The following is an 18228-nucleotide window of genomic DNA, read 5'->3' as shown; positions in this document are numbered from 1 at the left end:
GTCCTTAAATCGGGTGCGATTTAAGGGAACATGCAGTGGCTTGCGAGCCAGGGCGCCGTCAGGCCGTCGGCTGCTTGGTCTTCCTGAGATAGGGAAGAACGGTGTCGAACGAGCCGAAGCGTTGGATTGCGTCCTCGTTGGACACGGCAGCCGTGATGATGACATCCTCGCCCTGCTGCCAATTAGCCGGTGTCGCCACCTGATGCTTGGCGGTGAGCTGGATCGAGTCGATCGCCCGCAGGATTTCGTTGAAGTTACGGCCCGTCGTCATCGGATAAGTGAGGATCAGCTTGATCTTCTTGTCGGGACCGATGACGTAGACGGAACGCACGGTGGCATTGTCGGCGGGCGTGCGGCCCTCGGAGGTGTCGCCGGCGCCGGCCGGTAGCATGTCGTAAAGCTTGGCCACCTTCAGATCGCGGTCGCCGATCAGCGGATATTCGACGTCAAAGCCCGTTGCAGTCTTGATGTCGTTCTTCCATTTGGCGTGGCTTTCGACCGGATCGACGGAGATGCCGATGATCTTGACGCCGCGCTTGCGGAACTCGCCCTCGATCCCGGCCATGGCGCCGAGCTCGGTGGTGCAGACAGGCGTGAAATTCTTCGGGTGGGAGAAGAGTACAGCCCAGCCATCGCCGATCCACTCATGGAAATTGATCGTGCCCTGCGTCGTCTCGGCGGTGAAATCGGGTGCTGTGTCGTTTATGCGGAGGCCCATGGCTTGCTCCTTTCTGGTCGCAAAAATTTGGCTAAGAATAGCGCAATCGCAGCAGTTTTCGAGGAGGAAACGCGCGGTCATAAGCGGTAAGGGAAATGGCTGCGTTGCGGTCGATCGAATTTCGGGAAATATATATCCTCAAGAAAGGCGCGTCTGCAATCTCCGAGCGAGTCGGAGCCCGAGGCCGACGGTTCCCGCACGTTGACATCGCGGCGACGCCGGCCATAAATTGTTCGCATTCCGAGGGGTGCACCGGGCGGTGCTGAGACGGCGGTGAGCCGGACCCTTGAACCTGATCCGGGTCATGCCGGCGTAGGAACGGAAAGAAGCCGTATTCGGCAAGCTAGCCACTTCTTCGCTTTTGCCTGGATCTCCGTGATGTGCCGTCAAGGAGGTCGATGATGACGTCTGTTTCGCCTTTCTCCCGCGCAGGCAAGACGCCGATCGCGCTCACCATCGCCGGATCGGACTCGGGCGGTGGAGCTGGCATCCAGGCGGATCTCAAGACCTTCTCGGCGCTCGGCGTCTACGGCGCCAGCGTCATCACCGCGATTACCGCCCAGAACACGAAAGGCGTCAGCGCGGTCGAAGATGTTTCACCAAACGTCGTTGCGGCGCAGATCGATGCGGTACTTTCCGACCTCGACGTGGGCGCCGTTAAGATCGGCATGGTCTCGCGCCAGGAGACGATCACTGCCATCGCCAACGGATTACGCCGCTTCGGCAAGCGAGCTGTAGTCGATCCCGTCATGGTCGCGACCTCGGGCGACCGCCTGCTTCGGCCGGATGCGGTTGCCGCGCTGATGGAGGAACTGTTGCCGCTGGCCCTCGTCGCCACGCCCAACCTGCCCGAAGCGGCGCTGATGACGGGGCGCTCCGTTGCCGAGGATGAAACGGAGATGGCTCGGCAGGCGGAAGCGATCATGAAGGCTGGGGCGCATGCTGTTCTTATCAAGGGCGGGCACCGGAAGAACGGCGAAGCCACCGATCTCTTCTTCGACGGAGAGGCCGTTGTCCGCCTTCCTGCGCCTCGGATCAACACTCGCAACGACCACGGCACCGGTTGCACGCTTTCCGCCGCGATCGCGGCTGGGCTCGCGCTGGGGCGGCCCTTGGGCGAAGCGGTCACCATAGGCAAAGCCTACTTGCACGCTGCGCTCTCCGCGGGAGGCGGGTTGAAGGTGGGGGAGGGACGGGGACCCGTGCACCATTTTCACCATTGGTGGAGCGAGTGATGCACTGATCGGCATGCATGGCAGACGATGCCTCGCTGTCGCCACTGTTGACCCGCAGCATGACGCCGTTGATGGTTAACGAACGGCAGTCGGTTGCAGCGATATGCACTTCTTTACCCGTAGACTTGAGGCCTTCAATCGCGACGACCTGCCGGATTGGCGGCGGTCGCCAAACGCTTTGCGGCGAGTCCTTCTGATCGTCCCGAGCCTTGCCGAGTATTTTCTCTTCTATATGCTGGCACTCATAGCGCTTGCGGCGCTCGTCGTGCTGATGGTCGCCGGTTGGATTATCGGCGTTGATCGTCGCTCGACATGAGCGCGCGCCGAATCCCTGTGGCCATTGCATGAGCGGGCGCGGATACGCCGGTGAGCCTTGTTGCGGATCGGTGCTGGGCGCGAGATTGAGCGGCGATACGGTACTAGCGCCCGCGCGTGATTGCGATTGCTCGCGGAACAGGCCTCTGGCGACCTGACAAGCCTAGTGCATGTGTCCTTAAATCGTAGCCGATTTAAGGACAAAAACATGCAGCAATTCAAAGTGCTACAGCGTCCTTTGTGCGTCTGAAAAGACGCACGGCGCTGTAGCGACCGCGATCCGGTGGGAACCGATGCAGGTCTTCCTTTGCGGCGATGTCATGACCGGGCGGGGCATCGATCAGGTGCTGCCCGCTCCGTGCGATCCCGTTCTATACGAGAGCTATGTCAAGACGGCCCGCGGCTATGTTTATCTGGCGGAGAGGGTGCACGGGCCGATCCCGCAGCCGGTGGACCCAAGCTATGTCTGGGGCGTGGCGCTGGATGAGCTTGCACGGACCCGGCCCGATCTCCGCATCATCAATCTGGAGACGGCGATCACCCGCAGCGAGGATTACCTTCCGAAAGGCATCAACTACCGGATGAGCCCCGAAAACGCCGCCTGCCTTGCCGCTGCCGAGGTGGATTGCTGTGTGCTCGCCAATAACCATGTTCTGGACTGGGGGCCGGCTGGCTTGTTCGACACGCTGGCGACCCTGGACCGGCTGCGAATAAAGAGGGTTGGCGCCGGAGTTGAGCTCGCCGAAGCGTCCGCACCTGCAATCTTCGAGACAGGCGACGGAGGACGCGTGCTCGTCTTTGCGCTCGCCACGCCGACGAGCGGGACGCCCTTGAGTTGGGCTGCCGCGAGAGCAAGGCCTGGCGTAAACGTCCTAGCGGATCTCACGCCGGCCAGCGCCCGCCACGTAGCCGACGATATCGCAGGAATGAAACGCCCTCAGGATGTCGCGGTCGTCTCGATACATTGGGGACCGAACTGGGGCGAGAGTATATCCGCCGCGGAACGGCAATTTGCGCATGCGCTCATAGAGGATGCCGGTGTCTCGGTCGTGCACGGGCATTCCTCGCATCATCCCAAGGCCGTCGAGGTCCATCGCGGTCGCATCATTCTCTATGGCTGCGGCGATTTCCTGAACGACTACGAGGGCATACGCGGGCACGAGGCGTTTCGCGGCGATCTGCGCCTGATGTATTTCGCCAATATCGATCCTGCCAATGGCGACGTGACGGCACTGGAAATCGTGCCGCTGCAGGCGCGTCGTTTCAGCCTAGTCTACCCCTCTGGAGAGGACATCGAGTGGCTCTGCGCAGCGCTAGACCGGCAAAGCCGACGGTTCGGAGCCAGCCTGCGGCAGGGTAGCCAGGGGCGGCTGGTACTGGCGTGATCGAGGGCGGCGGCCATTTGAGACCGCCGGATGCCTGCGTGGGTTCAGGCGGCCGTGTTCTCGGTGTGCTCGATGTAATATTTGCCGTAGCGATGCCGGTATTTTTCCGCGCCGCCAAAGTCACTGTACTTGCCGAGCTCGTTCATGTCGGTCTTGTTGAGAATGACGCCGAGCACCTTCGAGCTGATCAGCGGTTCCGAATTGAGCAGGTCGCGCACGAGCCGCGAAGGGGTTCGCCCCCATTCGACGACGAAAAGAATGCCGTCGGCAAGCGGCGCAAAGGCCTTGCCGTCGACGACCGGCGCGAGCGCGGCAAGATCGACGACGACATAGTCGAAGGAGTTGCGCGCGTTCTCGATGAGGTTCGCCATGGCTGGCGAGGCGAGCAGTTCGTTGCTCTGATGCCGCTGGTCCGATGCTCCGCCACCGGCCGGAAGAATGGCAAGCTTCGAGCGCTGGTCGACCTTGATGCCGGCGGGCCAGGTGGCCTCTCCCGTCAGCACCTCGACGAGACCTGAGCGCGGAGCTGGCGTGATCATTGAGGTCAGCCCCGGTTTGCGGATGTCGGCGTCGATCAGCAGGGTGCGCTTGCCGCTTCCGGCAAGGAGGGCTGCGAAATTCGCCGCGGCGATCGATTTTCCTTCATCCGGCAGGGCCGAAGCGATTGCGATGACGCGGCTTTCGCTGCCAGGCAGCATCTGGTCGCAGGCGAGCTTCGCGTTGCGGAAGGTCTCTGCGAAAGTCGACCGAGGCGCATCGAGAACGATGCGCGAAAGACGCTGAAACGGCATCGTGCCGTCCGCAGGGTCGTCCGGCCGTCTCTCCGAACCGAAATGCGCGCGGACGAGCTGCGCCTTCTTCTTCTTCGGCCGCGAACCTATGAGCGGAACATAGCCGAGCGAGCGCTGACCGAGGATCGAGCGCACGTCGTCCTCCACGCGGAACGTCCGTTCGCGGAACTCCAGGAATGCGGCGTAAGCGCCGCCCGCCATCAGGCCAAGCACCGCGGAAAGCGCCAGAGCCATGGTCTTCTTGGGGCTCGACGGCGAAACGGGAACGCCCGCCTGGGAGATCACGCGCGCCTTGGCGATCGGAAAGGATTGCTGCTGCGTTGCCTGCTCGTAGCGGCCGAGATAGGACTCATAGAGCGTTTTGAGCGCAGCCGCTTTCTGTTCGAGCTCCCGCAACTGCACGAGTGACTTGCTGGCTTCCGAGTTCTTGCCGGCAATGCCCTGGATGCTCTTGCGCAGCGAGGCCTCGCGCGAGCGGGCGACCTCGTATTCGTTCTTATAGCTCGCCGTAAGTTGCTGCAGTTCCTGATAGATCTGCCGGCCGATGTCGGCGTGCTCGGCTCTCAGCGACACGGCCTGCGGATGGTCCTCGCCGAAATCCTGGGTCACCTCCCGCTCGCGTTTGCCGACAGCGATATAGCGTGTTCTCAAATCGCGGATCACCGAGTTGTCGCCTTCCTTTGGCGAGATCGTGGCATTGTTGACCGCATTCTCCGGCCCCTGGTCGATGATCGATTGATATTGATTGTAGCGGGCCGACGCGGTGGCCGTATCGGCCTGGGCGACGATGAGCTGGCTATTGAGGTCTGCAAGCTGCTGCTCGGACATGAGTTCGCCGCGAGCTGCGGTGAGACCGTTTTCGCTTCTGAACCGCTCGACCTCGAGGGCGGCCGTCTGCGAGCGTTGCTGCAGATCCGCCAGCCGCTCCTGCAGCCAGACGGAGGCGCGTTCGGTCGCCTCGAAATTAGCATTCAATTGATCGGTCAGATAGGCATTGGCGTATGCGCGGGTGATAGTCGCCGCAAGCACCGGGTCGCTCGAGCGAAAGGCCACGGACACGACAGAGCTTCGCGAAACGCGCTCGACGAGGAGCGACTGTTGGAGGAGGGCTGCCGCCTTCTGTCGCCGGCCGTTGCGCATCTCATCGTCGGTCAAGTCAGGGCCGCCGGAAAAAAGGCCGGTCGCCGTCTTCACCCAACCCTTGACGATCGCGACCGGCGATTGCGGCGGATTGAGGATCGTATCGTTCTCGGAGAGATTGAGCTTGTCGACGACGCGCAGCGCGAGTTCGCCGGATTTGAGGATCTCGACCGCGCTTGCGATCTGCATGTCCAGCAGCTGACTGTTTGCGGGAGCCGGCTCCTCCTCGGCGAACTTGGACAGGTTTTCGTCAAGCAGAATCTGCGTCATCGAGGTGTAATAGGGGGTCGCGAACAGGAGATAGACGACCCCCAATGCAATGAAGAGCACGACGAAAGCGGCCACCAGCCTCGCCCGCCGCACGACGACAGCCAGAAGCCGATCGAGATCGATGAAACCGTCTGACTGTTCTTCGCGCGGCATGACGCTGCTCAAGGGGACGCCTCTCTGTTTCATGGGGGCCGCTCTGTTCATCTTATTCTCCGGTCCTTGGTCCAGGCGGCCTCGCTCGGCCGCCCGAAACATTCGCTTATGCCGCTCGGATGCGGCTTTCGTAAGACAGCACGATCTCGCGAACGGATTCGAATACGCCGTCGCCGATGTCCGGCCGGTCAAGCGCGAAGGCGACGTTCGCCTCGATGAAACCCTGCTTCGAACCGCAGTCGAACGTGCGGCCTTGATAGGGGTGCGCGTGGAACGTTTGGCTCGCCGACAGCTTCAGCATGCCGTCGGTCAACTGGATCTCGTTGCCCGCGCCGCGCGGCTGATGCGCGAGGATCGAAAAGATCTCCGGCTGAAGGATGTAGCGGCCGTTGAGGTAGTAGTTGGACGGAGCCCGGCCCGCAGCCGGCTTTTCGACCATCTCGGTGACGGCAAAGCCGTGTCGCACCGTCTCGCCCTTGCCGACGATGCCGTATTTCGATGCCTCCTTGGGCGCGCATTGTTCGACGCCGACGACGTTGCCGCCGACCTCCCGATAGAGGTCCATGAGGCCCGCCAGGCAGCCGTGCGCACCGAAGGAGACCATATCCGGGAGCAGGAGCGCAAACGGCTCGTCACCGATCAGGTCACGGGCGCACCATACGGCGTGGCCGAGGCCGAGAGGGGCCTGCTGGCGCGTGAAGCTTACTGAGCCTGCCTTCGGCAGCATTGCTTCAAGTTCGGAGATCTGCGCCTCCTTGCCCGAGCGCGAAAGCGACGAGATGAGCTCCGGCGTGTCGTCGAAATGATCCTCGATCGCCTGCTTGTTGCGGCTGGTCACGAAGACGATATGCTCGATCCCGGCCTGGCGCGCCTCGTCGACCGCGTATTGGACCACGGGCCGGTCGACGATCGTCAACATCTCCTTCGGCACGGCCTTCGTCGCCGGAAGGAATCTCGTTCCATTCCCGGCAACCGGGATCACTGCTTTCCTGACGGTCCTGTTACGGTCCATTGCATTATCCTTTACTTGTCATTAGGGGGGCGCCCCTTGGGGTCGTTCAGCCGCCATCATGGGGGCGGAACGGAGGGGGCGGAGTGTGCAGATGGCGCCGCAAGGCGGCGCAATCTGGCGGCGATCGGCATCCGGAGATGCTGAAGCGCGAGCGGGTCGGCGAGCGCGGTCTTCAGTGCGCCCGCCAATGATCTCGTTTTCAGTTGCTCCACGAGAACGAGAAAGGAGCGTGCATGGCGAAAGCCGCGCGTGCGTTTGCGCTGCATGCTCCGCGACCGGGGATCGAGTGTGTAGCGGCTCAGAAACACCTTGTCGGCCGCCATCATCGCATCGATGTGTTCGAGCTTCAGCACACGCGAGATCGATCCCTCACGGATATGATAGACGTAGCCGGCAGCCGGCTCGATCGCGCAGCGTCCGCCGCAGGCAAGGGCGGATGCCAGCAGGATGTAATCCTCGCCGATACGGAGTGTCTCGTCGAAGCGCAATCCGTGGTCTTCGAGGAAGCGACGCAGGAAGACGGGTTTCATGTAGCCGTAATTGTGCTCCGACCGGAAAAGCACATTCGACTCGATGAAGGCCGGGAGCGTGAGCAGGGGCTGCCGGGCGAGCTGCGCCTCCTGAAACATTCTAATGCTGCGGCCGTCGAGCGAGAGGATGTCGAGGTTGTCGACGACGATCTCCGCGCCGCAGGCCCCAGCCCGCTCTATCATTCGCTTGAGCCGGTCCGGGTGCACCGTATCGTCCGAGTCGAGGATGGCGATCCACTCGCCCCGCGCCGCGTCGAAGCCCGCGTTGCGGGCCCCGCCCGGTCCGCGGTTGGATTCAAGAGCGATGAGGCGGACGCGCGGATCCTGGATTGCCGCCACAAGGGCCACGGTGGCATCGGAGGAACAATCATCGACAACGACGACTTCGACAGTTAGCCCTGCCTGCGCCAACGCGCTGTCGATGGCTCGCGTGATCGTATCCGCGGCGTTGAAGGCGGCGATAACGAAGGTAACGTCGGGCGTGGAATCGGTCACAGAGCTGGTCACGGCGAGATCACCTCGCGAGCTCCATATTGTTCGAGCTGCTCGTGGCCGAGAAGACCGCTGACGACGCCCGCGTGGAGAATTGCGCGCAGGCCGTAGCGGTATCGCCGCACGGGCGACGGGAAGAAAACCGCTGCTGCGAACCCGCAATAGGCCGATTTGGCTGTGGCCAGCGCAATGTTCAAAAATCGACGGAGACCGTTCGCCTTTTCCGCCAGCAGGCGTCCATGCGTCTGGCCCGAGCGGAAGCGACGCTTCAGAAGCCAGGAGAGCGAGGCCCGCTGTTGTGGCACCGGTTCATGCACCCATGCCTCAGGGGCAAAGGCGATGCTTCCGCCCGCGCCGTGCATGCCGGTGAAGAAGTCCGTATCCTCCCCGCCGCTCTTGCCGAGCGTGAGCTTGAAGCGGCGGCCAAGGAGCGCCGGCGCTTCCCGCTTGAGCAGCGCATTGCATGTGTAGCCTGTGCGGATTTCGCCCTTGGCCCAGACGGGCAATGTCGAATGGAAATCGCCACGGCGCATCCAGGCGGGGGCGGATGGGCCGTAATGCGCCCTGACGGGGCCCAGCACCGCGTCGGCGCCGGTGGCATGCGCCGTTTCCAGGAGGCGCAGCAGCCAGTCTTCCGACGCGGTCTCGTCGTCGTCGATGAAGGCGAGGAAATCGCCCGTGCTGTGGTCCAGACAGGCATTGCGTGCGATCGAGATGTTCGATGCCGGGCAATGGACGTAGATGATCTCGAAAGGCATCTCCGGACGAAGCAACTCAACTAAAGCCCTGGCGCTCGGCGTCGCGTCGTTATCCGCGACGATGGCACGGATCGTGGCACTTTCGGGCACCGCCAACGACGCCAGAGAACGAAGCGTGTCGGCGAGCTCCGGACGGCGAAAGGTGCAGACGCCGATGTCGATCTGAAGGGTCGTGGTCATCATCTGGCCACCCGCCGGCGGAAATCGAGAAGTTCCCGCCAGAAGCCGGCGGACCAGGCGAAATGCATGACCATGGCCGAGATCGCGGCGAGCGGCCCGTAAGGATTACGCTGCCCGAGCGCCATCCAGACGCCATAGCCAAGGCAGGCTGCCGCCCAAAGGCCGACGGGAACCACTGCCATCCAGTTGACGATGGCGAGAAGCGCCCCGAACGCCAGAGGCGCCACCGCAAGTGGCAGAATCTGGCGCAACCCCGGCATGGCGCGATGCTTGAGGAAGTTCTTTGCCCGACCCCGACCGTAGCCGAAATATTGCCGGAACAGGGGGATGAGCCTCGCACGCGGATAGTAGACCATGCTCGTCTTGTCGGTCATCCAGATCCGGTAGCCAGCTTTCTTGAGGCGGTAGTCGAGCTCCGCGTCTTCGTTGTGGCTGAAGCTCTCGTCATAGCCGCCGACTGCCTTGAAAGCCTCAATGCGCATCAGCGCGTGGTGGCCGTGTTCGGTCCAGTGGCCGGCAGCACCGGTACGGTGCTTCGAACCGCCATTACCGAGCTTGGAGTTCTGCGCAAAGGCGGTCGCCTTCTGGAAAGTTCCAAAACCCTCCGTCTGCATGGCGACGACGACAGAGTCGGCATCGGTCGCCAAGGCATCCTCGACCAGGCGCTCGCAATAATCGTCCGGATAGGTGGCGTGCGCATCGATGCGAATGAGGTAATCGTAGGCCGCACCGAGCTCGGCGACCGCACGATTGACTGCGGCGCTCTGGATGCGCTTCGGGTTGTCGAGGAAAAGCACCCGCGGGTCTTCGGCGGCAAGACGCCGGGCGATCTCGCGCGTGCCATCCGTGCTGCCGCCGTCGGCGATCACGATCGCCGCATTCAAGGGCGTCAGCGACGGTCGCAGCTTTGCTACCAGAGCCTCGATATGCAATGCCTCGTTGAGGCAGGGTATGACGATGAGGCTGGATGTGGAGGTCACTTGATCCGAGCTCATAAAGATCCACCTTCATTGTGGCGGGGTTCTGCTATCGCGACCGCCGGCAGGGGTCGCGGCGGCTCGACAATAAGTGTCGCCAGCCTCCGGACGAGCGCCTCGCAGTCGCTGCGGTCGAACACCCAGGTGCCGGGGTTGCAGCGGCTGATGCGCTCGGCGTTGTCGGCATAGGCATCCGGCGTCATGGAACCGACGAGTGCGGCAAGGCTCTCGGCATCGGCTTCCTCGAGGACGAGGCCGATCCCCCGCACGGCAAGGAAGCGCGCCGTCTCGGTGCCTTTCATCGCGATCGGGATTCGTCCGTGGCGGCAGCCTTCATAGAGCCGGTTCGGCAGGAGCCAGGCGGAATTCTGACCTTCCTCGAAGAAGTCGATCGCCCAGGTAAAGTGAACATCCCCGTAGATGTCTGCGAGATCCTCCGGGTTGCGATAAGCTCCCTCGAAATGCATGAATGGCTCGCTCCGCAGGGCGCCGTCGAAGTCCTCGAACTCGGAATAGGCGGGCCGGCCGCGCAGAACCACCTCGAAGCGACCCTCCATCATTCTCGAAAACTCGGCGAGGAGGGAGAGCGATTTGCGGCAACGTAGCGCGCCGAACCAGCCGATCTTCCAAGGCACGCCGGCGGGCGGGCATTCGGCCGCGCCGGCGACGTTCGCTGCTGTGCCGTCGATATCGAGCACCTTGTTTTCAAGCAGAATCGGCGGGGCATTGATTCCCGAGAGCGGTCGGAAATAATGCTCGATGAAGGCCGGCGAGCTGGTGATCAGCCAGCGTACATCCCTGCCAAGTTGAGCTTCGGCCGCACGCAGCGCCCTCCCGACCATGTCCTTGCGCAGCAGGAGCCGATGGATGTCGAGGCATTCATAGACGATCGGAACGTCCCCCCCGAAAAGCGCGACAGCTCTTCTCGCGACCGCCAGCATCTCGAGATTGCGGGCGATGATGACATCGGGCCTTTGAACATGCCGAAGCCTGTTCGCGAGGCGCAGGCACGCGCCTGCGACGGCTCCGATGCGCTGCGCGAAGCGAGCATCAGCGGTCGTCCCAAGTTCGATCGGCTCGACGCCGTGAACTGCGGCCAGAGGATTGGCGCCGCGGCGGAAGCCGGCAAGTGTCACGCGCGCGCCGCCGGCGACAAGCGTGAGGGTCCTGCGTCGCACCGCTGGATCGGCAAGATCCTGTGCCAAATAGAGTATCTGCAGCATGAAAACATCCGTTTCCCTGCTCAGCCCTGGCCGAGCTTAGTTCAATTCTGTGTGCACCGCAACAATGCGGATCAAATGCTCAACTAATGGAGATTTACTCAGTCCTGGTCAGTTCCAGCCGGCAGGCAACCGACTCGGCAAACTGGCACTCGTCGCCGGCGGCGGTGAAGGCGACGCGATCGACCTGCAGCTTTGTCGGCTCTTTGTAGGAGAAGGTGCCCATCCAGTCCGTGAGCGTGTCCGTTCCCCAAAGGCTGAAGAAGATCTTCTGGGCGTTCTCCGGTATCTTGGCGGGATCCGTTACCTCGTGAACCAGTTCGCCGTTGATGTAGTAGCGGATCCGGTTCTTCTCCCAGACGAATGCGTAATCGTTGAAGCCCTGGTTGGCACCGCCCGGGACGTCGGCCAGGAACTCGTTTCCGCCTGTCGCCGATACGTACTGATTGAGCTGCACCTTCGCCGTGTTCTTGCCCAGCACCTCGAAATCGATCTCGTCATGTGGCTTCTTGTCGGCGGGACCGATATAGGTGAAGAAAGCGGAGTTGAGCCCGGAACCATCGGCGGTCTTGATCCTTGCCTCGTAGGTGCCGTAGCCGAAACGTTTGCGCGTCTGGATCTCACCGCAAGCAAAATTGCGCTCGCCTTCCTTCCTCTCCTCGAAGGTCAGCTCGAGAATGCCGTTGACGGTCTTGGCCTGCTTCTTCGACCAGGTGCAGTTCTGGTGGGCGCCATTGTTCCAGCCGTCGGAGACGTACCAGACACGGGTGTCGAGGGTGTCGAAATCATCCATGAAAGAGCTGCCATTGGCGCCCTCTTGCGCTGCGGCTGCACCTGCAAGAGGAAGCATCGCAACGAGAGCGAGACACAGGCGGCAGTTGCGGTCGAGTTTCATTGTTTTATACCTTCCAATGGGCGAAGTCCGCGGCCCCGCGCCGGAACGGGAGATAGCCGGAGATCGCGCTCAGGCAGGGGACGCCGATCCGAATAAGGCCCTCGCAGAGGAAGACGCGAAGCCAGTTGACGAACCCATAGGTGCCGAGAAGGGGGCTCGACTGCGGGTTGTAGGGGATATGCGCAAAACCGATGCTCGAGGTCAGCAGAATGCGCATCAGATTGATGCGCGAGGAGACATTCGCGTCCATACTCACGATTTCAGTCACTCCCGATCAGGCGGCGCCTCGGCGGCGACCGTTTCAACAGAGCAGACTTAGGCCCGCACCGAAGAGACTAGGGCATCCTCGAAGAAAAAATATGGCAGCGCAGCAGCAAAGTGAATGAAATCATGCTGCACTGCACCTAAGCGGCGAGCCACCGCAAATCGAGCTGCTGCCCTCCGCGCATGCTTTCTGGCAAAAAATCCCGGTTTCATCGTATGTTGCAGAAATTGTTCCCCGTAAATTCCTGGGGCTACCTCCGGTTGAGTTTTGCGGCTGTGAATTTTTCGGTAGAAAGCTTTTCAGGTGAGGAAAAGAGGGGAATTTCAGCGTTTAAATGAAGGAAATGCGGCGACCATCGGGCGATCCTTTGGCGGCACGTCAGCTTCATAGCCGAAAAGATTCTGCGCTCCGTGGACGTGACGAGGACGCCAAACAGGGCCGCGCTCGATCTCCGTTGCCTGGCAATCGCCCCTAAAATGTTACTGGAAAAGTGCTTCTCGCAGCGCGATATTGCTTTACATACTTTAATCGTTTCATCACCAATCCAGGCCCGCCGAATCGGCGGGCCTTTTTGATGGCTCATGTGTAGCAGCCGGCCGCGCCGTTTCCGCCTATTGCTGTTTCGACTTTGCGGAAACGGTCTTGGTGTCGCTTCCTTGGAGCGGCTTTGTCAGTTCGTCGATTTCGATCTGGCGCTTGGCGGCAACATCCGGCTCTTTCGATTTCAGCGAAGGCATGAAGATTGCCGCGAGAACTCCTACCGGTCCGAGAATGCAGCCGATCAGCAACCAGCGCAGACTATGACCGCCCCGGATCGCTGCGATGACGGCAGTACCAATAGCGCACAAGATCCAGAGTTCGGCGATCATAGAGCCTCGTTTGCAGCCTTCAGCAGGTTGGCTTTTGGTTCACGCGTCCGGGGCGCGCCGCGCAGGTACGATCGGGCTGCCCACGCCAGATTCCGGCACCTATCGACCTCGCCATTTGCTGGGCGGAGGCGTAGAGACCACTGCCATATGTTCCCCGATCGATCGCGTTGCCGGTCTCGACGAGCCAGCGGTTCACATCCTTGCCGTCGGCCCGAAAACATGTCCCGACAAATCGGCCATAGCGATCGCGCGCGACGAACTCGCAACGCGTCGGACGCGATGCCGAGAGAAATGTGTCCAAGGCCGAGGCCGATTCCTTGCCGCACCGGTAATCCGTTCCTGTTTCATCGAGGCAGACTTGCCACGCTTCCGGCGCATCCACGCCGTTAAGTTGGATGCGTTCGCCCGCAATTTCAATAGTATCGCCGTCGATCACGAAGGCGTAGCCGATGAGGGCTTCCGAAGCCGCGGCGCTTTGGCTTAACAAAAACCATGCCAGTGCGGCACGGACCCTTCGTATCGCTAGGGCGAGCAAGCTTCGCGACGGCGCTTTCTTGCCGCAAATCTCTGCAGCGCTCCCGGTGCGATTCATGCCCCATTCCCGTTCAGTCCCGTCTGCGGTCAGGCTAACCCAGGTTGATCGCCCTTCGCATCCTTCAAAATTGTGGGTGAATGGCGGCCTCGGCGCGCAATCGGACAATGCTCGCGAGGCATACCATCGCGCGGGAGCCGGCCAACGGCGGCAAGAGGGATGCGACTCGCAAGCACGGTCAGAAGACGAACATGTAAAGGAGGATAATGACGATAAGGGGGACACCCATCAGCCAGAGAATGATGCCTTTCATCGCGCAACTCCGTGTTGTTGCCATCGAAGCGGTAACGCGGAGTGATGAAAACCGTTCCTGCCGGCCGCGGCATGCCGGAAACAAAAAGGCCGGGCTGCCCCGACCTTTTCCGCTTCGCGGCTCTGCCTTGCCAGTACATCCGTGGTCAGCGGCCGGCCGCGAATCGCGCCCGCAAGGTCGGACGTCACGCGCCGACGCGCCCTGCCAGGCAATTCCCGAGCCACCAGGTGGTGACCCTTCAGGCAATTGCACGCCCAAGGCGTTTACGTCTGAGTGAAAGGAGCGCGACCGGTTCGCCCCAGCCCTTAATTGAAGTGTGGACTCTCAGGTTGAGTTCCTGACAAACCGCCTACCGGGCAAAAGGTATAAGGGTTCGTCTTGCTTAAGAAATCTGAAGGACGTGGAAGACCGGGTTTGCCTCGCCCCAAGGCCTGAATAAAGTGTTGCTGTCTTCAATCCGCGCAGCGGCCAGATAGGCGGCGACCTGACGGCCAGACTCGCAGGCGAGTCTTGAGATGGGTCCGGCACAGGACTATGGTGCTGAGTAAGACTGATGGACGAGCGGGATGGCACAACCGGGGAGCAATGCACCCCGAGCGAAAGCGGACTGCGCACTCGAGGTTTTCGGTGAGACCATGATCATTCGTCGCGATTCAGCCGGCAGGCTCGACGCATCCGTGATCGAGGAGATGGTGCCGCCAGATGTCGCTGCACCGCTGCACCGCCATAGCCGGGAAGATGAAATCTCCTAAGTGATCGAAGGGACGTTTCGAAATTTGGCGTGGCGATGAAGTATTCGACATCAGCCCCGGCTGTATCGCATTGTTACCCCGCCGTCAGGTCCACTCCTTCAAGAACATTGGTACGGTCCCCGGCCGCCTCTTGACCGTCATCCTACCCGCAGACTTTGAACACTTCTTCGAGGTAGTTGCCGATCTGGGAGACGAGAACCCGGACGAGATTGCGACCATGGCGGCGGTCCAGTTTGGACTCGAGATAATGGGTCCGCCGCCGGGCTGAATAGTGGCCCAAGTCGATGGCGTATGTCTGTTGCGCAGACATACGCCAAGATTCCACATTTTGCGTAAGGGCTGGCCGATTCTCCGCCGCACTTTTTCCGCGGCTAGAATATTGCGCCCGCCTGTCGGGCCGCCTCCACATCGCATGAATTTCGATTGGACGCGACGCTCTTTAGACGCGCTTAGCCTCCGCTCACTTCGGACGTTCCGCCGCGAACGCCTCCAGCAGATAGCGAACATCGCCTGTTCCACCAATTGCCAGGGGTGCCGCCGACCGGCGGCGAAAGCGTTCGGTTTTGTCCGCAAGGATTCCGCCCGCAATTGCCGGCAGCGCGCCCGGATGGCTGAACGCATAGGCGGCCGCGCTTATTAGGCCTTTCTGATTCTTGACGTCGAGAAAATGCCGCAGCTCGTAGCGGTCGCGGATGTGGCGTTCGTGCCGGCGCAGGGCGGCCTCGGCAGCCCTGCTCAGTCGAGTTTCGGCGAGAATCGTCCGGTCGGCCTCGTATAGACGTTTGAGGTCGATCGTCCGGTGGTTGCCGCTTAGTGAATTGCCGCGGACGACAGCGGCATAGCCGCAGCTATGAATGATCTTGTAGCGTGCTCCCTTCGCCAGCGCCCGCGCGTAGAGATCATAGTCTTCACCAAGGCGTAGGGTCTCATTGTAGCGAAGCCGATGTTCGTCGAGGAAGGCGCGCCGCATCAGCGGCTTCAAAAACCCGATTTCGCCGCGGCGCACACCGCGCCGCGAGATGTTCCCCTCCACAAAGCCGATAAGGTCGATGAGACGAGGGCTCGGTGCGAAACGGTCGATCTTGCCGTGAGCGCTCGCCGCCTGCGTTGCATCGATGAAGGCGATGTTGTCGGCGATGAAGTCCCAGCCGTCCTCCGCGAGCAGCTGCCGCAGGCGGCCAGGAAAAAAGAAATCGTCCGCGTCGAGGATGCCGAGAAGCGGGGAGCGCGAGATCGAGATTGCATGATTGCGTGCCGCGGCAGGGCCGCGGTTCTCGTCGAAGCGAACGATATTCAGCCGTCCGGTCCCGTCGTCGGCGCCCCGCGCTGCGGCCGCGGTATCATCGGTCGAACCGTCGTCGATCACGACGACTTCCGTCGCCTCCGGTTCGGCCAGCGCAGAGGCAATTGCTCTCGCTATGGTGTCGGCGGCGTTCTTCGCGGCAATGATAATGCAGACGTTTGCGGGCGTCGATGCGGTCATACGGGCCTCCAGCAGGTCATCGGATGCGCCGACGCGATCCATATTCCCGCCGGGCACGCGGGACCATGCCGCGCGATCGTGTCGCAAACGCGTCAAACGACAACTTTTTTGCAGTTGCCAGGGAAGCGCAAACCCGCGCGCGTCAGCGCGGTTTCAGGAATTGAAATGATGCGGTCGATTGAGCCTGCGCAAGGAGACCTTGCCCGATTGCATCTCGTCATTCGCTGGCTCGACCGTCACCTTTTGCAAGGACATTCGGCGACGTTCGCGCGCCTCCTTCCAAACCAGGAACAGGACGGTGACGAAATAGCCTACCTGCATGAGTATGGCACAAATCAGCGTCTGAATCGCGGTTGAAGCAAGCGAACCGCTGAGGAAATAGGTTGCGACGGCAAAAGCCGTTAAAGCGCCAATCATGCTCACAAAAAAGCGCGGTGCGAACATGGCGCTAACTTGCTCCCGGATCTAAGACTGGAACGGTCATCGGACTTTCGTCCTCTCCTCCTGTACGGTCACTATATTGGTGCCCGCTTTTCTCTTCAACATGCAAACGCTACTTTGTAGCCCTCGATGTTACGTCGGAAATCTTTCCGTCCTCTTTAACAGTCGGCTCATTGCGTGTGACTCTAATGGGTGTAATCACGAATATGTTCCTTTGAAATATATAGTTATTTCCGAGCGAAGTTTGAAGGCGGAGGGAACTCGACTGAAACCCGTAAAATTGTAGGGGGAAAACGCGAACTCCTTCTGGTTGCTGCATCATTCGCGTCTGCTGCCCTGACTTTCGTTGATCAACTTTTGTTACAACGTCTGACATAATACGCCGCAGAAACTGTGCAGTGCAATATCATGATGCACTGCAAAAAACCTGGGGAAATTGGCCGTCGTCAATTTGGCGCAACGATCGGCTCCGCGTCCTCCAATGAAAAAATGATCCGACAATTCCAATACTTTATAATTCGAAATAATTAATCCGTGGCGATGCTTCCGCATGGCAGCCTTGTGACAAACTATCCTGGTTGTAATTTCCAATCATCATACTTAACTTTTCGTAATATTTCGCGATGAATACGCCTCCGAACCGCTTTGGGCAGAGGCGTCAGAAGGCTGCCATCATTCCGCCTTCAAAAGACAAAATCTCACCATACACTCGCGCTAGTGAGCCCGCGTCCCACGGGACCGACAATCGCCAACCTAAATGGAGTCACCTCTATGAAGTCCGCGACTCGCTCGGCCAGTTCGCCGTTTTTCATCCCCGAGGAGACAGGAGCCGTCCGACCTATCGGGGGCATGGCAAAACGCAGCTTCGACATTGCTGCCGCGTCCCTGGCTCTTATCCTCTTCAGTCCCCTCTTCCTGCTCATCATGACGCTCGTCAAATTTTCCGACGGCGGCAGTGTTTTCTATGGGCATCGCCGAATCGGCCACAATGGCCAGTCCTTCAAGTGCCTCAAATTCCGCACGATGGTGGAAAATGGCGATCAGGTGCTGAGGAACTATTTCAAGGCCAATCCCGAAGCCCACGAGGAATGGCGTACCACTCGCAAGCTTCAGAACGATCCGCGTGTGACTGTCGTCGGAAGCGTTCTGCGCAAACTCAGCCTCGATGAGCTGCCGCAGCTCCTTAACATCATTCGCGGTGAAATGAGCATCGTCGGCCCCCGCCCGGTGGTCGAAGACGAGCTCGAGCTCTACGATTCGGCCGCCGTCTACTATCTGCGCTCGCGTCCGGGCCTGACAGGTCTTTGGCAAATCAGCGGCCGCAACGATGTATCCTATGACGCCCGCGTGGCGTTCGACACACAATATGTCCAGAATTGGTCGCTTCTGGCCGACCTTGTCATTGTCTTCAAGACTATCCCCGCCGTCTGCTTCTCCCGCGGCAGCTATTGAAATCTTGGCGCTGGCCCGGTTCGGGGCGACGTCAAGCAACGAGAAAATCT

General features: G+C 60.9%; 17 protein-coding genes, 2 pseudogenes and 1 riboswitch. Of the genes and pseudogenes, 5 read left to right on the top strand and 14 right to left on the bottom strand.

Annotated elements, in window-relative coordinates; all coding sequences use genetic code 11:
* Positions 1-58: 58 nt before the first annotated feature.
* Positions 59-718 (bottom strand): peroxiredoxin, encoded by a 660-nt coding sequence (locus tag AYK65_RS28290; RefSeq protein ID WP_026615134.1) that lies wholly within the window; start codon positions 716-718, stop codon positions 59-61.
* 233 nt (positions 719-951) lie between these two features.
* Positions 952-1054: riboswitch (TPP riboswitch) on the top strand.
* Positions 1055-1119: 65 nt separating this feature from the next.
* Between AYK65_RS28290 and thiD the strand changes: the two genes are divergently transcribed.
* The 3 genes from thiD to AYK65_RS28270 all read left to right on the top strand — a co-directional run bounded on the left by thiD (position 1120) and on the right by AYK65_RS28270 (position 3653).
* Positions 1120-1953 carry a bifunctional hydroxymethylpyrimidine kinase/phosphomethylpyrimidine kinase gene (thiD, locus tag AYK65_RS28285; protein WP_081162572.1) on the top strand — a complete coding sequence of 278 codons (834 nt, stop codon included), beginning with the start codon at positions 1120-1122 and terminating at the stop codon, positions 1951-1953.
* Positions 1954-2056: 103 nt separating this feature from the next.
* Positions 2057-2269 (top strand): hypothetical protein, encoded by a 213-nt coding sequence (locus tag AYK65_RS28280; protein ID WP_026615132.1) that lies wholly within the window; start codon positions 2057-2059, stop codon positions 2267-2269.
* A gap of 292 nt (positions 2270-2561) precedes the next feature.
* Positions 2562-3653, top strand: coding sequence for a CapA family protein (locus tag AYK65_RS28270; RefSeq protein WP_081162567.1), 1092 nt, complete (start codon positions 2562-2564; stop codon positions 3651-3653).
* A gap of 44 nt (positions 3654-3697) precedes the next feature.
* Here AYK65_RS28270 and AYK65_RS28265 read toward each other — a convergent pair whose 3' ends face one another.
* From AYK65_RS28265 to AYK65_RS28215, 10 genes and pseudogenes are all read right to left on the bottom strand, one after another.
* Positions 3698-6058, bottom strand: coding sequence for a polysaccharide biosynthesis tyrosine autokinase (locus AYK65_RS28265; protein WP_081162564.1), 2361 nt, complete (start codon positions 6056-6058; stop codon positions 3698-3700).
* Positions 6059-6113: 55 nt separating this feature from the next.
* A complete protein-coding gene (locus tag AYK65_RS28260; RefSeq protein WP_026615130.1) occupies positions 6114-7019 on the bottom strand; it encodes a UTP--glucose-1-phosphate uridylyltransferase in 906 nt (301 codons plus the stop codon).
* Positions 7020-7075: 56 nt separating this feature from the next.
* On the bottom strand, positions 7076-8056 hold the full coding sequence (locus tag AYK65_RS28255; RefSeq protein ID WP_139793375.1) for a glycosyltransferase family 2 protein: 981 nt from the start codon (positions 8054-8056) through the stop codon (positions 7076-7078).
* Positions 8053-8982, bottom strand: coding sequence for a glycosyltransferase family 2 protein (locus AYK65_RS28250; protein WP_139793374.1), 930 nt, complete (start codon positions 8980-8982; stop codon positions 8053-8055). Before AYK65_RS28250 ends, AYK65_RS28255 begins: the two co-directional genes overlap by 4 nt.
* A complete protein-coding gene (locus AYK65_RS28245) occupies positions 8979-9974 on the bottom strand; it encodes a glycosyltransferase family 2 protein (protein ID WP_046116761.1) in 996 nt (331 codons plus the stop codon). The genes AYK65_RS28250 and AYK65_RS28245 overlap by 4 nt, the downstream gene beginning before the upstream one ends.
* The gene (locus tag AYK65_RS28240; RefSeq protein ID WP_081162561.1) at positions 9971-11179 is read right to left on the bottom strand and encodes a glycosyltransferase family protein; all 1209 of its coding nucleotides are present in this window, start codon (positions 11177-11179) and stop codon (positions 9971-9973) included. Before AYK65_RS28240 ends, AYK65_RS28245 begins: the two co-directional genes overlap by 4 nt.
* A 94-nt stretch (positions 11180-11273) precedes the next feature.
* Positions 11274-12071, bottom strand: a complete 798-nt coding sequence (gene exoK / locus AYK65_RS28235) for an endo-1,3-1,4-beta-glycanase ExoK (RefSeq protein WP_026615126.1) — start codon at positions 12069-12071, stop codon at positions 11274-11276.
* A gap of 10 nt (positions 12072-12081) precedes the next feature.
* Positions 12082-12321 (bottom strand): annotated as a pseudogene (locus AYK65_RS28230) (acyltransferase); the annotation flags it as partial.
* A 626-nt stretch (positions 12322-12947) separates the two neighbouring features.
* On the bottom strand, positions 12948-13205 hold the full coding sequence (locus AYK65_RS28220) for a hypothetical protein (RefSeq protein ID WP_081162555.1): 258 nt from the start codon (positions 13203-13205) through the stop codon (positions 12948-12950).
* 19 nt (positions 13206-13224) lie between these two features.
* Positions 13225-13797, bottom strand: a complete 573-nt coding sequence (locus AYK65_RS28215) for a thermonuclease family protein (protein WP_026615123.1) — start codon at positions 13795-13797, stop codon at positions 13225-13227.
* Between the two features lie 1027 nt (positions 13798-14824).
* Between AYK65_RS28215 and AYK65_RS34000 the strand changes: the two are divergent.
* Positions 14825-14881 (top strand): annotated as a pseudogene (locus tag AYK65_RS34000) (cupin domain-containing protein); the annotation flags it as partial.
* Positions 14882-14944: 63 nt separating this feature from the next.
* Here AYK65_RS34000 and AYK65_RS33400 read toward each other — a convergent pair.
* The 3 genes from AYK65_RS33400 to exoX all read right to left on the bottom strand — a co-directional run bounded on the left by AYK65_RS33400 (position 14945) and on the right by exoX (position 16729).
* The gene (locus tag AYK65_RS33400; RefSeq protein WP_244560135.1) at positions 14945-15112 is read right to left on the bottom strand and encodes a hypothetical protein; all 168 of its coding nucleotides are present in this window, start codon (positions 15110-15112) and stop codon (positions 14945-14947) included.
* 150 nt (positions 15113-15262) lie between these two features.
* Positions 15263-16285: a glycosyltransferase family 2 protein gene (locus AYK65_RS28205; RefSeq protein ID WP_081162695.1), complete on the bottom strand. Its 1023-nt coding sequence runs from the start codon at positions 16283-16285 to the stop codon at positions 15263-15265.
* A gap of 153 nt (positions 16286-16438) precedes the next feature.
* Complete coding sequence (gene exoX / locus AYK65_RS28200) at positions 16439-16729, bottom strand: exopolysaccharide production repressor ExoX (protein ID WP_081162552.1); 291 nt, start codon at positions 16727-16729, stop codon at positions 16439-16441.
* 768 nt (positions 16730-17497) lie between these two features.
* On the opposite strand from exoX, the gene AYK65_RS28195 reads away from it, so the two are divergent.
* Positions 17498-18178, top strand: coding sequence for a sugar transferase (locus AYK65_RS28195; protein ID WP_026615120.1), 681 nt, complete (start codon positions 17498-17500; stop codon positions 18176-18178).
* The last annotated feature ends 50 nt before the right edge of the window (positions 18179-18228 follow it).

It is taken from the genome of Ensifer aridi, assembly GCF_002078505.1.
Classification (GTDB): domain Bacteria; phylum Pseudomonadota; class Alphaproteobacteria; order Rhizobiales; family Rhizobiaceae; genus Sinorhizobium; species Sinorhizobium aridi.
Note: the sequence above shows the minus strand (reverse complement) of the source record. Positions and strands in the feature narration are given on the sequence as shown.

Bases quoted from the DNA above. Each gene is read 5' to 3' on its own strand.
- AYK65_RS28260 (WP_026615130.1), bottom strand. From the start codon at position 7,019: ATGGACCGTAACAGGACCGTCAGGAAAGCAGTGATCCCGGTTGCCGGG.
- AYK65_RS28205 (WP_081162695.1), bottom strand. From the start codon at position 16,285: ATGACCGCATCGACGCCCGCAAACGTCTGCATTATCATTGCCGCGAAG.
- AYK65_RS33400 (WP_244560135.1), bottom strand. From the start codon at position 15,112: ATGTCTGCGCAACAGACATACGCCATCGACTTGGGCCACTATTCAGCC.
- AYK65_RS28250 (WP_139793374.1), bottom strand. From the start codon at position 8,982: ATGATGACCACGACCCTTCAGATCGACATCGGCGTCTGCACCTTTCGC.
- exoK (WP_026615126.1), bottom strand. From the start codon at position 12,071: ATGAAACTCGACCGCAACTGCCGCCTGTGTCTCGCTCTCGTTGCGATG.
- exoX (WP_081162552.1), bottom strand. From the start codon at position 16,729: ATGTTCGCACCGCGCTTTTTTGTGAGCATGATTGGCGCTTTAACGGCT.
- AYK65_RS28290 (WP_026615134.1), bottom strand. From the start codon at position 718: ATGGGCCTCCGCATAAACGACACAGCACCCGATTTCACCGCCGAGACG.
- AYK65_RS28215 (WP_026615123.1), bottom strand. From the start codon at position 13,797: ATGAATCGCACCGGGAGCGCTGCAGAGATTTGCGGCAAGAAAGCGCCG.
- thiD (WP_081162572.1), top strand. From the start codon at position 1,120: ATGACGTCTGTTTCGCCTTTCTCCCGCGCAGGCAAGACGCCGATCGCG.
- AYK65_RS28195 (WP_026615120.1), top strand. From the start codon at position 17,498: ATGAAGTCCGCGACTCGCTCGGCCAGTTCGCCGTTTTTCATCCCCGAG.
- AYK65_RS28270 (WP_081162567.1), top strand. From the start codon at position 2,562: ATGCAGGTCTTCCTTTGCGGCGATGTCATGACCGGGCGGGGCATCGAT.
- AYK65_RS28245 (WP_046116761.1), bottom strand. From the start codon at position 9,974: ATGAGCTCGGATCAAGTGACCTCCACATCCAGCCTCATCGTCATACCC.
- AYK65_RS28265 (WP_081162564.1), bottom strand. From the start codon at position 6,058: ATGAACAGAGCGGCCCCCATGAAACAGAGAGGCGTCCCCTTGAGCAGC.
- AYK65_RS28280 (WP_026615132.1), top strand. From the start codon at position 2,057: ATGCACTTCTTTACCCGTAGACTTGAGGCCTTCAATCGCGACGACCTG.
- AYK65_RS28240 (WP_081162561.1), bottom strand. From the start codon at position 11,179: ATGCTGCAGATACTCTATTTGGCACAGGATCTTGCCGATCCAGCGGTG.
- AYK65_RS28220 (WP_081162555.1), bottom strand. From the start codon at position 13,205: ATGATCGCCGAACTCTGGATCTTGTGCGCTATTGGTACTGCCGTCATC.